This window comes from Streptomyces blattellae (genome assembly GCF_009709555.1).
Taxonomy (GTDB): Bacteria; Actinomycetota; Actinomycetes; order Streptomycetales; family Streptomycetaceae; genus Streptomyces; species Streptomyces blattellae.
In genome coordinates, this window is the sequence record NZ_WJBG01000199.1 from 1 (window position 1) to 13258 (window position 13258).

Genomic DNA, 13258 nt, shown 5'->3' on the forward strand with positions numbered 1-13258 from the left:
CCCCGAAGGGCATGCTGGCAACACAGGACAAGGGTTGCGCTCGTTGCGGGACTTAACCCAACATCTCACGACACGAGCTGACGACAGCCATGCACCACCTGTACACCGACCACAAGGGGGCGCCTGTCTCCAGACGTTTCCGGCGTATGTCAAGCCTTGGTAAGGTTCTTCGCGTTGCGTCGAATTAAGCCACATGCTCCGCTGCTTGTGCGGGCCCCCGTCAATTCCTTTGAGTTTTAGCCTTGCGGCCGTACTCCCCAGGCGGGGAACTTAATGCGTTAGCTGCGGCACCGACGACGTGGAATGTCGCCAACACCTAGTTCCCACCGTTTACGGCGTGGACTACCAGGGTATCTAATCCTGTTCGCTCCCCACGCTTTCGCTCCTCAGCGTCAGTAATGGCCCAGAGATCCGCCTTCGCCACCGGTGTTCCTCCTGATATCTGCGCATTTCACCGCTACACCAGGAATTCCGATCTCCCCTACCACACTCCAGCCAGCCCGTATCGAATGCAGACCCGGGGTTAAGCCCCGGGCTTTCACACCCGACGTGACAAGCCGCCTACGAGCTCTTTACGCCCAATAATTCCGGACAACGCTTGCGCCCTACGTATTACCGCGGCTGCTGGCACGTAGTTAGCCGGCGCTTCTTCTGCAGGTACCGTCACTTCCGCTTCTTCCCTGCTGAAAGAGGTTTACAACCCGAAGGCCGTCATCCCTCACGCGGCGTCGCTGCATCAGGCTTGCGCCCATTGTGCAATATTCCCCACTGCTGCCTCCCGTAGGAGTCTGGGCCGTGTCTCAGTCCCAGTGTGGCCGGTCGCCCTCTCAGGCCGGCTACCCGTCGTCGCCTTGGTAAGCCATTACCTCACCAACAAGCTGATAGGCCGCGGGCCCATCCTTCACCGCCGGAGCTTTCAACCACCACAGATGCCCGCAGTAGTGATATCCGGTATTAGACCCCGTTTCCAGGGCTTGTCCCGGAGTGAAGGGCAGATTGCCCACGTGTTACTCACCCGTTCGCCACTAATCCACCCCGAAGGGCTTCATCGTTCGACTTGCATGTGTTAAGCACGCCGCCAGCGTTCGTCCTGAGCCAGGATCAAACTCTCCGTGAATGCTTCATCACGGGAGCGGAACAATCGGAGGAATAACCCGACCATTCACAGCGTCCTCGCTGTATTCTTCAAAGGAACCTCGCCCCGACCAACCGGCCGGAGACGGGGTATCAACATATCTGGCGTTGATTTTTGGCACGCTGTTGAGTTCTCAAGGAACGGACACTTCCATCGTACTCACCCGAGACACACTCGCGGCTTTCCTCCGGGCGCTTCCCTTCGGTGTTTCCAACCCTACCAGATCGTTTCCCTGTACCGTTTCCGGTTGGAATTCATTTCCGGTGGCCGTTGGAGTGGCCTTGCCTATTGGATTGCCTTCCGGCTCTCTTTCGGCGAGTCCGACTTTATCAGAAGTTTTTGGCCGGTCAGACCAGCCACTCAGTCCTGAATAATCGGTGACTTCTCGGGAAGTGAGTTCACAAGAAGCTGATAGATGTCAACCGTCGCCCCCGGGCATACCCTGCCCTCTAGGCAACTGTTTGAATCTACCTCCCCACGCCCTCCGTGTCAACGGCTCTTGTGGGTGAAGGAGAGACTAGCAGCTCAGCAGACATGTCCGCACATCAGGCAGCCGTCGGAACCGCGGCGCTGCGCTCCGCGGCCTCGACGTCGCCCGTCTCGCCGGTGCGGGCGGCACGGCCGCCCAGGACGTAGACGTAGGCGAGGAAGACGAGTTCGGCGAGGATGCCGATGCCTATTCGTGCCCACGTGGGCAGGCCCGACGGGGTCACGAAGCCTTCGATGGCGCCGGAGACGAAGAGGACCAGGGCGAGGCCGATGGCCATGCCCACCGCGGCTCGGCCCTCTTCAGCGAGGGCCGAGCGTCGGCTGCGTGGGCCGGGGTCGATGACGGTCCAGCCGAGGCGCAGGCCTGTACCGGCGGCCACGAAGACCGCGGTCAGTTCGAGCAGGCCGTGTGGCAGGACGAGACCGAGGAAGGTGTCGAGCCGGCCGGCTGAGGACATCAGGCCGAAGCCGATGCCAAGGTTGAGCATGTTCTGGAAGAGGATCCACAGGACCGGGAGGCCCAGGAAAACCCCGAGGATCAGGCACAGGGCGGCGGCCCAGGCATTGTTCGTCCACACCTGGGCGGCGAAAGAGGCCGCGGGGTGGCTTGAGTAGTAGGTCTCGTACTGGCCTCCGGGCCGGGTGAGTTCGCGCAGCTCACTGGGTGCCGCTATGGAGGACTGCACTTCTGGGTGGGTGCCTATCCACCAGCCAAGAAGTGCCGCGACAAGGGTCGACAGGAGCGCCGTGGGTACCCACCAGTGGCGGGACTTGTAGACCGCGGCGGGAAATCCGTGAGCAAGGAAGCGGGTGACGTCGCGCCAGGAGGCGCGTCGGGTGCCTGTCACGGCACTACGCGCGCGTGCCACGAGCTGACTGAGTCGACCGGTCAATTGCGGGTCGGGGGCGCTGGACTGGATCAGGGAGAGGTGGGTCGCGGTGCGTTGGTAGAGGACGACGAGTTCGTCGGCCTCGGCACCGGTGAGGCTGCGCTGACGCCGGAGCAGGGCGTCGAGGCGGTCCCATTCGGCTCTGTGGGCGGTGACGAAGACGTCGAGGTCCATCGGTTGCCTGCTCCTGGGCTGTTCGTCGGCGGCTCGTCGTGGTGTCAGCTTGTCGTACTGCAGCGCGATGCGCCCTCAGCTTGGCAGACTGACCGTTCTCAGGGCAGGTCAGGGGAAGGACAGCGGCGTGAGTGAGCTGGTGACGGGCGAGGCGGTGGCGCTGGAGTTGCGCCCCGCGAGGCTGCCCAGCAGGGCGCTGGCCGTCCTGCTCGATCTGGTGGTGGCCGTCATCGCCTACCTGGTCGTGACCATCGGTCTGGTGGCCTCCACGGCCTCGCTGGACGAGGCGGCACAGGTCGCCCTGTCGATCGCGGCGTTCGTGTTGCTGCTGGTGGGCGTACCGATCGCGGTCGAGACGCTGAGCCATGGGCGGTCGCTCGGCAAGGTGGCGTGCGGCCTGCGTGTGGTGCGGGACGACGGCGGGCCGATCCGGTTCCGGCATGCTCTGGTCCGGGGCGGGATCGGCGTGATCGAGATTCTGATGACCTTCGGCGTGATCGCCTGCATCGCCTCTCTCGTCTCCGCCCGCGGGCGGCGGCTCGGGGACGTATTTGCGGGGACTCTGGTCGTAAGAGAACGGGTGCCCGTGGCCCGTACGGCGTTCGTTCCTCCACCGCCGCCCTGGCTGGCCGGGCGGTTCGCCGAGCTGGATCTGTCGGCGGTTCCGGACGGTCTGTGGCTTGCCATCCGTCAGTATCTGACGCGGATGCAGCAGCTGGATCCGCAGGTCGGTTGGGCCATGGCGGAGCGGCTCGCCACCGACCTCGCAGCCCGTACGGGGAGCCCGGCGCCGCCGGATGTTCCGCCGGCCGCGTATTTGGCGGCGGTGGTGCAGGAACGGCAGGCGCGGGATGCCAGGCGTGCCTTCGCGAGCGCCGTGAGCGGTTCGGGCATGAGTGCTCCGGCTCCGGCCGCTGGTGGCGCACCAGCGGCCGGTGTGCCGGGGGCGTACCCGCCTCCGCCGGTTCCGCCCGCGGCTCCTCCCTCTCATCCTGCGTACGTCCCCGGCGCTGCTCCGGCGGACGGCCGGGACGGGACTCCAGCCGCTGGTCATGGTGGTCAGCCCGAGGCTCCGGTCAGCGGGCGACGTGAGGATCCCGAGTTGGCGCCCTCCGACCGTCCCTCCACTGGGTTCGTGCCGCCCGCCTAGCCGGCCCCGGCCGGCAGCCGACCAGCCGGCCCGCGGCGCTCAGTCGAAGACGGACGGCGGCGAGTCAAGGTCCTCCAACTCGATGCCCGGTGCCGCGAGCACCACGTCGCCGGCGATGTGCACGGCGTGCTGTTCGCCCGTGTCCAGGGCTGTGACCTGGTATTCGTCCACGGTCAGCGGGCCATTGTCAGTGGCGTGTGCTTCTCTTTTCAGCAAGGCCCAGGACTGGTCCACGGTGCGCGGGGCGAGGACGGGGTCGGTGAAGGCGACGAGCCGTACGCGGGTTGCTGAGCTGGAAGGGGTGAGGCGCAGGAGACGAGTGGTGGCGATGAGGAATGCCGGAGATGTGCCGGTGAAGGCATGGGCGCGGACATTGCCTTCCGTGGCATGAACTCCGGTGGGGTCTGTACGGACCCAGGTGACGCCGTCGAGCGCGACACCGCGGACCTGCCAGCCCGCGGCGTGGAGTTCGAGGCGGATGGGTCGGCCGAGTTCGTCGATGGTGAGGTCGACGGAGCCGCTGTGATCACCCGCGGGGGTGGTCAGTTGTGCGACATAGCGCCAGCCGGAAGGGCCGGGGGCGCAGTGGAAGTGCTCGTCTGCGAAAGGGGTGTGATCGTGCGGATCATGGAGCGAATAGCGGCCGCGGGGCATGGTGGTCCTGGGTCTTGACGGGCTGGTCCGGCCGCAACGGCCAAAGGGGCAGGCCCCCGGCACGGGGGTGCGGGGGCCTGCCTCGGAGGACCTGCTGGTGAGAGCGCGTCAGCGCACCGGCGCGCTCTCACGGGCTGCGGTCAGCACTCACTGGTACTCAGCGGTACTCAGCGTTTGAGTCGGCAGCTCAGTATCCCCAGCCGACGGCTCAATTGCGGCAGCCGAGGGCTCAGTAGCGGTAGTGGTCCGACTTGTACGGCCCCTCGACCTCAACGCCGATGTACGCGGCCTGTTCGGGGCGCAGCGTCGTCAGCTTCACGCCGAGCGCGTCCAGGTGGAGGCGGGCGACCTTCTCGTCGAGGTGCTTGGGCAGCACGTACACGTCCGTCGGGTACGCGTCGGGCTTGGTGAACAGCTCGATCTGGGCCAGGGTCTGGTCCGCGAAGGAGTTGGACATCACGAACGACGGGTGACCGGTGGCATTGCCCAGGTTCAGCAGGCGGCCTTCGGAGAGGACGATGATCACCTTGCCGTCGGGGAAGGTCCAGGTGTGCACCTGCGGCTTGACCTCGTCCTTGACGATGCCGGGGATCTTGGCGAGGCCGGCCATGTCGATCTCGTTGTCGAAGTGGCCGATGTTGCCCACGATCGCCTGGTGCTTCATCTTGGCCATGTCCGAGGCCATGATGATGTCCTTGTTGCCGGTCGTGGTGATGAAGATGTCGGCCTTGTCGACGACCTCTTCGAGGGTCGTGACCTGGTAGCCGTCCATCGCGGCCTGGAGGGCGCAGATCGGGTCGATCTCGGTGATGATCACGCGGGCGCCCTGTCCGCGCAGGGACTCCGCGCAGCCCTTGCCCACGTCGCCGTAGCCGCAGACGACCGCGGTCTTGCCGCCGATCAGGACGTCGGTGGCGCGGTTGATGCCGTCGACCAGGGAGTGGCGGCAGCCGTACTTGTTGTCGAACTTGGACTTGGTGACGGCGTCGTTGACGTTGATCGCCGGGAACAGGAGGGTGCCGTCACGGTGCATCTCGTACAGCCGGTGGACGCCGGTCGTGGTCTCCTCGGTGACGCCGCGGATCTCCGAGGCGAGCTGGGTCCACTTCTGCGAGCCGTCCGAGATGGTGCGGTGCAGGAGCTCCAGGATGACGCGGTGCTCGTCGGACTCGGCGGTGTCGACGTCCGGGACCTTGCCGTCCTTCTCGTACTCGACACCCTTGTGGACGAGGAGAGTGGCGTCGCCGCCGTCGTCCAGGATCATGTTCGGGCCGCCGGTGGGGGTGTTGGGCCAGGTCAGCGCCTGCTCCGTGCACCACCAGTACTCCTCCAGGGTCTCGCCCTTCCAGGCGAAGACCGGGACGCCCTGGGGGCTGTCGGGCGTGCCGTTCGGGCCGACGGTGATGGCGGCGGCCGCGTGGTCCTGGGTGGAGAAGATGTTGCAGGAGGCCCAGCGGACTTCGGCGCCCAGGGCGACCAGGGTCTCGATGAGTACGGCGGTCTGCACGGTCATGTGCAGGGAGCCGGTGACGCGGGCGCCGGCGAGGGGCTGCGCCTCGGCGTACTCCTTGCGGATCGACATCAGGCCGGGCATCTCGTGCTCGGCGAGGGTGATCTCCTTGCGGCCGAACTCGGCCAGGGAGAGGTCGGCGACCTTGAAGTCCTGTCGGTTCTCGACAGTCGTCATTACGGGCTGCTCCTCGGAGGTTGGGGCGAGGTGGGTACGGCTGGTCTGCGCGGCGGCGGACACAGGGGTGCCCGAAGAGGACACAGGCATGCCCGCGTGCGCGCAGCGCAGTCCGTCGGAGGCCCTCTCTCCCTCGGTCGGTCCGCGGTGGGACCGCCCGACCGCCATCAGCAGCGACGTCTGGCTCCGTCCCAAGCTACACCGGTAGGCCGGGCCGTCCCCAGTCCACCTCCGAATAGATCAGGCCGATCACGGCCTTCGGGGAGGATCCGTCCGCTGCCTGGGCCGTCGGGCGACGGACGGTTGTGACAGCGGTGACAGGACACCCGCAATCGATGGTCAGGAGTCGACAGACCAGTACCTTCAGGGGTTTTTGCATCTTTGAGCTTGGAGAGGGGTGTTGCAGGATGCGAGGAGATCGGGACATCTGATCGATCCTGCGGGACGTCCGGGACGGCGTTCTCGCATGACAAAGGCGTTAGGAGATCGACGTGACCAGTCCGGCCGGCCCTCCCCCCACGGGCAGCGGCGGTGGCGAGGGCAAGAGGTTGAAGTTGCTCGCGGTGACCGCGTGCCCGACCGGCATCGCCCATACGTACATGGCGGCGGAGAAGCTCGCGCAGGCCGCCGCGAGCCAGGACATAGACATGAAGGTGGAGACCCAGGGATCCATCGGGGCTGAGAACGTACTCGACGACAACGATGTCAAATCCGCCGACGGCATCATCATCGCCGCGGACAAGGACGTGGACCTGACCCGTTTCGCGGGCAAGCGGGTTCTGACCGTCGGGGTCGCCGAGGGCATTCGCCACCCCGCGCAGCTGATCGAGCGGGTGCAGTCGGCGCCTGTGCACACGGCGGACGGCTCCTCCACGTCCGCGCCCCGCTCCGGCGGCAAGGAACGCAGCATCACGTACAAGGCGCTGATGAACGGGGTCAGTTACATGATTCCGTTCGTGGTCGTCGGCGGGCTGCTGATCGCGGTATCGCTCGCGATCGGTGGGAACACCACGCCGGACGGCCTGGTCATCCCGGAGGACTCCTTCTGGATGGACGTGAACAACATCGGTGTCATCGGCTTCACGCTGATGGTGCCGATCCTGTCCGGCTATATCGCCTATGCGATAGGCGATCGGCCCGCGCTGGTGCCGGGCATGATCGGTGGCTGGATCGCGAACACCGGTGAGTTGTACGACTCGCAGGCCGGCGCCGGGTTCATCGGGGCGATCGTCACCGGGTTCCTGGCCGGTTATCTGGTCCTGTGGATCAAGAAGGTCAAGGTTCCGAAGTTCGTGCAGCCGATCATGCCGATCATCGTGATCCCGATCGTGGCGACCTCGGCGCTCGGACTGTTCTTCATCTACGTCATCGGGCGGCCGATCTCCTGGGTCTTCGAGCATCTGACCAGCTGGCTCAGCGGGATGACGGGCACGAGCGCGATCCTGCTCGGGGCGATACTCGGGCTCATGATCGCCTTTGACATGGGCGGGCCGGTCAACAAGACGGCGTTCCTGTTCGGCGCCGGGCTCATCGCGACCGGCAACCAGACGGTCATGGGCATGTGTGCCGCCGCCATCCCGGTCATGCCGCTGGGGCAGGGCCTCGCCACGCTGATCCGGAAGCGCCTTTACACCGAGCAGGAGCGGGAAACCGGCCTGGCCGCGCTGTTCATGGGCTGCTTCGGCATCTCCGAGGGCGCGATCCCGTTCGCGGCGGCGCGGCCCGCGCAGGTCATCCCGGCCAATATGCTCGGCGGCGCCGTCGCCGGTGCGATCGCCGGGATCGCCGGTGTCGAGGACGCGGTGCCGCACGGTGGGCCGATCGTGGCCGTGCTGGGCGCGGTGGGCGGCGTACCGATGTTCTTCGTGGCGGTCGCGATCGGCACGGTCGTCACCGCGCTGACGACGGTCACCCTCGTCGACATCACCGAGCGGAGGCGGGGCACACCGGTCGGCGGTCTGTCCGGCGGTCTGGACATGAGCGGGCCCGAGCCCGCGCTGGTCGGGGCGGGCGTCGGAGCGCGGGCCGCCGTGAGCACCGCAGGAGCGCAGGGCGCCGTCGGCGTCGTGCCGTCGCAGGATGCCGGACGGGCATCCGCGGAGCCGGTCGAGGGGCAGGCGATCATCGGCGCACGCGCCGAGGCCGCGGCGCCTACGGCACCTGCGTCGGGCACGGCGGACGAGGCAACGGAATCCGTGGGCACGGACCCTGCTGCGGGCGCCGCTCCGGCCCCGCAAGACGTGCCCGTCCCGGACTCAGCCGCCCCGGACGTGCTCTCCGGCCACCTCACCGCGCGGACCGTCAAGCTCCGGCTCGACGCCTCCGACAAGGAAACGGCGATCCGCGAGATGGCGGCCCTGCTGGCGCGGACCGGCAAGGTGGCGGATGTCGACGAGCTGGTGGCGACGGCGTTGCGGCGTGAGGCGCAGGGCACGACAGGGCTCGGTGAGGAGATCGCGATACCGCATGCCAAGACGGACGCGGTGACCGCGCCGGTGGTCGGGTTCGCGCGGTCCGCCGAAGGCGTCGAGTGGGGCTCGCTGGACGGTACGAAGGCGAGGCTGGTGTTCATGATCGCCGTACCGGAGGCGGCAGCGGGCGACGAGCACCTGCGGATACTGGCCCTGTTGTCGCGGAAGTTGATGGATGCCGGGTTCCGGGAGCGGCTCATGGCGGCGCCGGACGACGGGGCGGTCCTCGGCGTGCTGAGCGAGATCCGGTAGCGGCACAGATCTCCGACACGGAGGTCGGAGCCTGCAAGACCCGAGGTCAGGGCCGCAGGTCAGGGCCGCAGGTCAGGAGACGGTGGGGCCCGCCGATACGCTCGGCGGGCCCCATGGTCGTAAGCACACGGACGTACTGAGAACGCGGTCGTACGACGTCGTATCAGTGCTCGGCGGGGTGTGGCGCCGGTCCTCCCGGTGTCGCCTCGCGGTCGGCGCCCTTCGCGGCCTCGGCCTCGCTGTAGATGTCGGGCTCCAGGTAGATCGCGCGGGCGATCGGAACGGCCTCGCGGATGCGGGCCTCGGCGGCGTCGATGGCGGAGGCGATCTCGACGGCGGTGTCGTCGTGCTGCACGGCGATCTTGGCGGCGACGAGGAGTTCCTCGGGGCCGAGGTGGAGGGTGCGCATGTGGATGATGCGGGTGACGGTGTCGCCGTCGACGATCGCGGCCTCGATCTTCTGGACCTCTTCGACGCCGGCGGCCTCTCCGAGCAGCAGTGACTTGGTCTCAGCGGCCAGCACGAGTGCGATCAGGATGAGGAGCACGCCGATGCAGAGCGTGCCGATGCCGTCCCAGACGCCGTCGCCGGTGGCGAGGGCGAGGCCGACGCCACCGAGGGCGAGGAGCAGACCGACGAGCGCGCCGAGGTCCTCCAGGAGGACGACGGGCAGTTCGGGCGCCTTGGCGTGGCGGACGAACTCCGACCAGGACTTCTTGCCGCGCAGGGCGTTGGATTCCTGGATGGCCGTCCGGAAGGAGAACGTCTCGGCGATGATCGCGAAGACGAGGACGCCGACCGGCCAGTACCAGTGCTCGATCTCGTGCGGGTGCCTGATCTTCTCGTAGCCCTCGTAGATGGCGAACATGCCGCCGACCGAGAAGAGGACGATGGAGACGAGGAAGGCGTAGATATAGCGCTCGCGGCCGTACCCGAAGGGGTGTTGCGGGGTGGCCTCGCGCTGGGCCCTCTTGCCGCCGACCAGGAGCAGTGCCTGGTTGCCCGAGTCGGCGAGCGAGTGCACCGACTCGGCGAGCATCGACGACGAGCCGCTGAAGAGGAACGCCACGAACTTCGATACCGCGATCGCGAGGTTGGCGGCGAGTGCCGCCACGATCGCCCTGGTGCCGCCTGACGCGCTCATGTGGTCGCGTTGTCCCTTCGTATGTACGCCGTCCAGACCTTTGCCCGGTCTTTGCCAGTGCGCCATTGTTGCAGCCCGCTCCGACAACGGGGCGCCAGGCCGCAACTCCTTGACCGTCAGGCGACGACCGTGGCACGGAAGACCGTGCCAGAGCCGGACACTTCAGCCTTTTCACCAGCCGGGACGAAGACCGACTGACCGGGGTTCAGGTCCTGGTCGCCCGCCTGCACATGGCCCGCGGTGCAGAGCAGGATCTGCGGGGTCTCGCGGGTGAGGTCGTGGGCGGCGCCGCCCTCGGGGAGGACGTACCGGGAGAGGCGGAACTCGTCGATCGGGGTCTCGTAGAGCTCCTCGCCGTCCGGGGACGCTTCCGGGCGCAGCACGCCGGGATCGCTCGGCTGGAAGCGGACGATGCGCAGGAGTTCGGGGACGTCGACGTGCTTGGGGGTCAGGCCGCAGCGCAGGACGTTGTCGGAGTTGGCCATGATCTCGACGCCGAGGCCGTTGAGGTAGGCGTGCGGGACGCCGGCGCCGAGGAAGAGGGCCTCGCCGGGCTGCAGGCGGACGTGGTTGAGGAGCATCGCGGCGATGACGCCGGGGTCGCCCGGGTAGTGGTGGGCGATGTCCGCGTAGGGGGCGTACTCACCGCCGAGGCGGGCGCAGGCCGCGGCGGCCGCGGTGACGGTGTGGGCCATCTCCTCACGGTCCGCACTGAGAACGGCCGTCAAAACCTCGCGCAGCGCCGCGTCTTCGGGGTGGGCGTGCAGCAGGTCGACGTACGGTTTGAGGGAGTCGACGCCGAGGCCGGCGAGCAGATCGGCGGCCTGCGCCGGCTCGCGGAAGCCGCACAGGCCGTCGAACTCGGTGAGCGCGCAGATGAGTTCGGGCTTGTGGTTGGCGTCCTTGTAGTTGCGGTGCGGCGCGTCCACGGGGATGCCGCGGCGTTCCTCGTCCTCGTAACCCTCCCTCGCCTGCGCCAGGTTGGGGTGCACCTGGAGGGAGAGGGGGGCGCCGGCGGCGAGGATCTTGAGCAGGAAGGGCAGGCCGGGGCCGAATTTGGCCACGGCTGCGGCGCCGAGTTCGCGCTCCGGGGCGGCGGCGATGAGCTCGACGAGTGTGCCGCGGTCGGTGCGCGAGGGTGCGCCCGGGTGGGCCCCCATCCACATCTCCGCCTGCGGTTCGCCGGTCGGCCCGACGCCGAGCAGCTGCGGAATCGCGGTGGTGGAACCCCAGGCGTAGGGGCGGATGGTGTTGTCGAGGCGGTCCATTCGGTTCTCTGTCTGCTCTCTCTGTGTTCGATGGAGGTTGATGGAGGTTGATGGAGGTTGATGGAGGTTGATAGCTGCTGATGGCTGCTGATGGTGTTTGGCGGTGGCTGATGGTGCTTTACGGTGCTCGATGCCGTGATGCGGGTTCGGCGTGCGTATGGCTGTCGCCTTGTGCCGCTTACGGCGGCAGGGCGTCCTGCGTCAGATCAGGCCCTTGAAGCGAGCGCCAGGTAAACGGCGGCGAAATCGGTGATGGCGATCAGCTCGGCTAGGGTCTCCAGTTCACCACCGGGCTCCGGCTCCAGTTCGCTGATCGGCGTGTCGTGGCTGAGGGCCAGGTCACGCGCGCTGGGGGCGGCGGTGAGGCCCTCGATCGGGCGGTCGCGGAGCAGTACTACGCGCGCGTGCATCGCGGGCGGCTCCTCGACGCGGTCGCGGAAGAAGTCGTCCGGGTCGGCGCTCGCGGCGAGCGGTCCGGCGAGCAGGGCGCTGTGCGCGGCGAGCGCCTCGGGGAGTTCGGCGACGACGGCGGGCACGCCGGAGAGCTCGGCGAGGGCCGCGGCGAACCGGCGGCCGGCCGGTCCTGCCGAGGTGCCCTCGGTCCAGATCAGCGGGAGCGCGTCGGCGAGTTCGGCCGCGAGCGTCTTGGCGGGGTTGCTGTACGCCGCGATGGCCGGCCCGCAGCGCTCGGCGATGTGATCCAGGCGGTCGGCGACCTTCTCGATGGCGTCCGGCGGAGCGGTGAGCAGGCCGGTGCGGTCCAGGAGGCCGAGCAGCGGGGTCAGCAGCGCCCACAGGACGCCGGGCGCGGATGCGGCGAGGGGTTCGTCCTGCTCGTACGGGGCGGTCGCCAGGGGTACGAAGAGGCCGTGGGCGCCTTCCACCGCCTCGCCGAGCGGGGTGCGGGGCGGGGCTACGGCGACGACCGTGCAGCCGCGGCGGTAGGCCTGGTCGGCGAGGAGGGAGAGGCCGGGTTCGGTGCCGTCCGGGGTGGCGATGAGCAGGAGGTCCACCGAGCCGGCCCAGCCGGGCAGCTCCCAGCGCAGGGCGCCGGCGGCGGGGGCGACGCCGGAGGGGGCCAGACGGGTGACCGGGCTGCCGGCGCCGGCGAGCGTGCCGAGGAGGTCGGCTACGCAGATGGCGGCGGCGCCGGGGCCGGCGATGAGGACGGCGCGGGGGCGGCCGTCCGGTTTGAGGTCGTGGACGCCGGCCTCGGCGGCGTGCCGGGCCGCGGTGCGGACGCGGGCGCCGGCCTCTGCGGCGCCGCGGAGCAGGCCGCGTTGGTCGGCCTCCGAGAGCGCCTCGGGGGCGTCGAGCAGCGATTCGTCGAGCATGGGCGGCAGCCTCCGATCGCCGGTCGTCGTTACGCGGGGCGGCGGGCCTCGTCGACGAGGAGGACGGGGATGCCGTCGCGGACGGGGTATGCCAGGCCGCAGTCCTGGCCGGTGCAGATCAGCTCCGCGTCCTGCTCCTTGAGGGGGGCGTGGCAGGCCGGGCAGGCGAGGATCTCCAGGAGGCCGGCTTCGAGCGGCATGGGTGGTCCCTTCTTGGGGCGGGGTGTTCTACGGCTGTGTGGTGCGGATGTGCCTGGTCAGGGTACCGCCGGTGGGGGTGGGGGTGTGGGGGTCGGGCGGGGTGGGGTTCGAGGGGGAGCGGCGTTGGTGTGACCGTTGCCGGATTTCGCCCCGCCGCCCCTACCCGTCCCGTCCCCAGGGGCTCCGCCCCTTCGACCCCGCCAAGGGGCTCCGCCCCCTGGACCCCCGATCGGCCTACGACCTCGTCCTCAAACGCCGGACAGGCTGAACGAAGCCCACCGGCACCCAGACGCAAGCGACCCCACCGGGTGGGTGGGGCTCGGGACGGCGCTGCCCAGCCTCAGCGACCCCGGCGGACTCAATGACGCCGACCAGCGCCCAGAAGCGGGCACCCCCAAGGAGTCAGAGG

Annotated in this window: 9 protein-coding genes and 1 rRNA gene; 2 read left to right on the forward strand and 8 right to left on the reverse strand. The window is 68.5% G+C overall.

Annotation, left to right across the window (positions count from 1 at the left end; genetic code table 11):
* Together GFH49_RS27225 and GFH49_RS27230 are read right to left on the reverse strand one after the other, a co-directional pair.
* Positions 1-1117, reverse strand: a 16S ribosomal RNA gene (locus GFH49_RS27225); the annotation flags it as partial.
* A 563-nt stretch (positions 1118-1680) separates the two neighbouring features.
* Positions 1681-2688, reverse strand: a complete 1008-nt coding sequence (locus tag GFH49_RS27230; protein ID WP_155058711.1) for a stage II sporulation protein M — start codon at positions 2686-2688, stop codon at positions 1681-1683.
* Positions 2689-2815: 127 nt separating this feature from the next.
* Here GFH49_RS27230 and GFH49_RS27235 point away from each other — a divergent pair, with 127 nt between their 5' ends.
* On the forward strand, positions 2816-3838 hold the full coding sequence (locus GFH49_RS27235) for an RDD family protein (RefSeq protein WP_196218141.1): 1023 nt from the start codon (positions 2816-2818) through the stop codon (positions 3836-3838).
* 39 nt (positions 3839-3877) lie between these two features.
* Here the strand turns inward: GFH49_RS27235 and GFH49_RS27240 are convergent, their stop codons facing one another.
* Together GFH49_RS27240 and ahcY are read right to left on the reverse strand one after the other, a co-directional pair.
* Positions 3878-4492 carry a hypothetical protein gene (locus tag GFH49_RS27240; protein ID WP_155058712.1) on the reverse strand — a complete coding sequence of 205 codons (615 nt, stop codon included), beginning with the start codon at positions 4490-4492 and terminating at the stop codon, positions 3878-3880.
* Positions 4493-4721: 229 nt separating this feature from the next.
* Complete coding sequence (gene ahcY, locus GFH49_RS27245) at positions 4722-6179, reverse strand: adenosylhomocysteinase (protein WP_155058713.1); 1458 nt, start codon at positions 6177-6179, stop codon at positions 4722-4724.
* 491 nt (positions 6180-6670) lie between these two features.
* Here ahcY and GFH49_RS27255 point away from each other — a divergent pair, with 491 nt between their 5' ends.
* A complete protein-coding gene (locus tag GFH49_RS27255; RefSeq protein ID WP_155058714.1) occupies positions 6671-8902 on the forward strand; it encodes a fructose-specific PTS transporter subunit EIIC in 2232 nt (743 codons plus the stop codon).
* A 163-nt stretch (positions 8903-9065) separates the two neighbouring features.
* Here GFH49_RS27255 and GFH49_RS27260 read toward each other — a convergent pair whose 3' ends face one another.
* The 4 genes from GFH49_RS27260 to GFH49_RS27275 form a co-directional block, all read right to left on the reverse strand.
* Positions 9066-10046, reverse strand: a complete 981-nt coding sequence (locus GFH49_RS27260; protein ID WP_155058715.1) for a cation diffusion facilitator family transporter — start codon at positions 10044-10046, stop codon at positions 9066-9068.
* 116 nt (positions 10047-10162) lie between these two features.
* Complete coding sequence (gene manA / locus GFH49_RS27265; RefSeq protein WP_155058716.1) at positions 10163-11314, reverse strand: mannose-6-phosphate isomerase, class I; 1152 nt, start codon at positions 11312-11314, stop codon at positions 10163-10165.
* A 206-nt stretch (positions 11315-11520) separates the two neighbouring features.
* Positions 11521-12648, reverse strand: coding sequence for an SIS domain-containing protein (locus tag GFH49_RS27270; RefSeq protein ID WP_155058717.1), 1128 nt, complete (start codon positions 12646-12648; stop codon positions 11521-11523).
* A 29-nt stretch (positions 12649-12677) separates the two neighbouring features.
* Positions 12678-12848, reverse strand: a complete 171-nt coding sequence (locus GFH49_RS27275) for a Trm112 family protein (RefSeq protein ID WP_020940431.1) — start codon at positions 12846-12848, stop codon at positions 12678-12680.
* Positions 12849-13258: the final 410 nt, after the last annotated feature.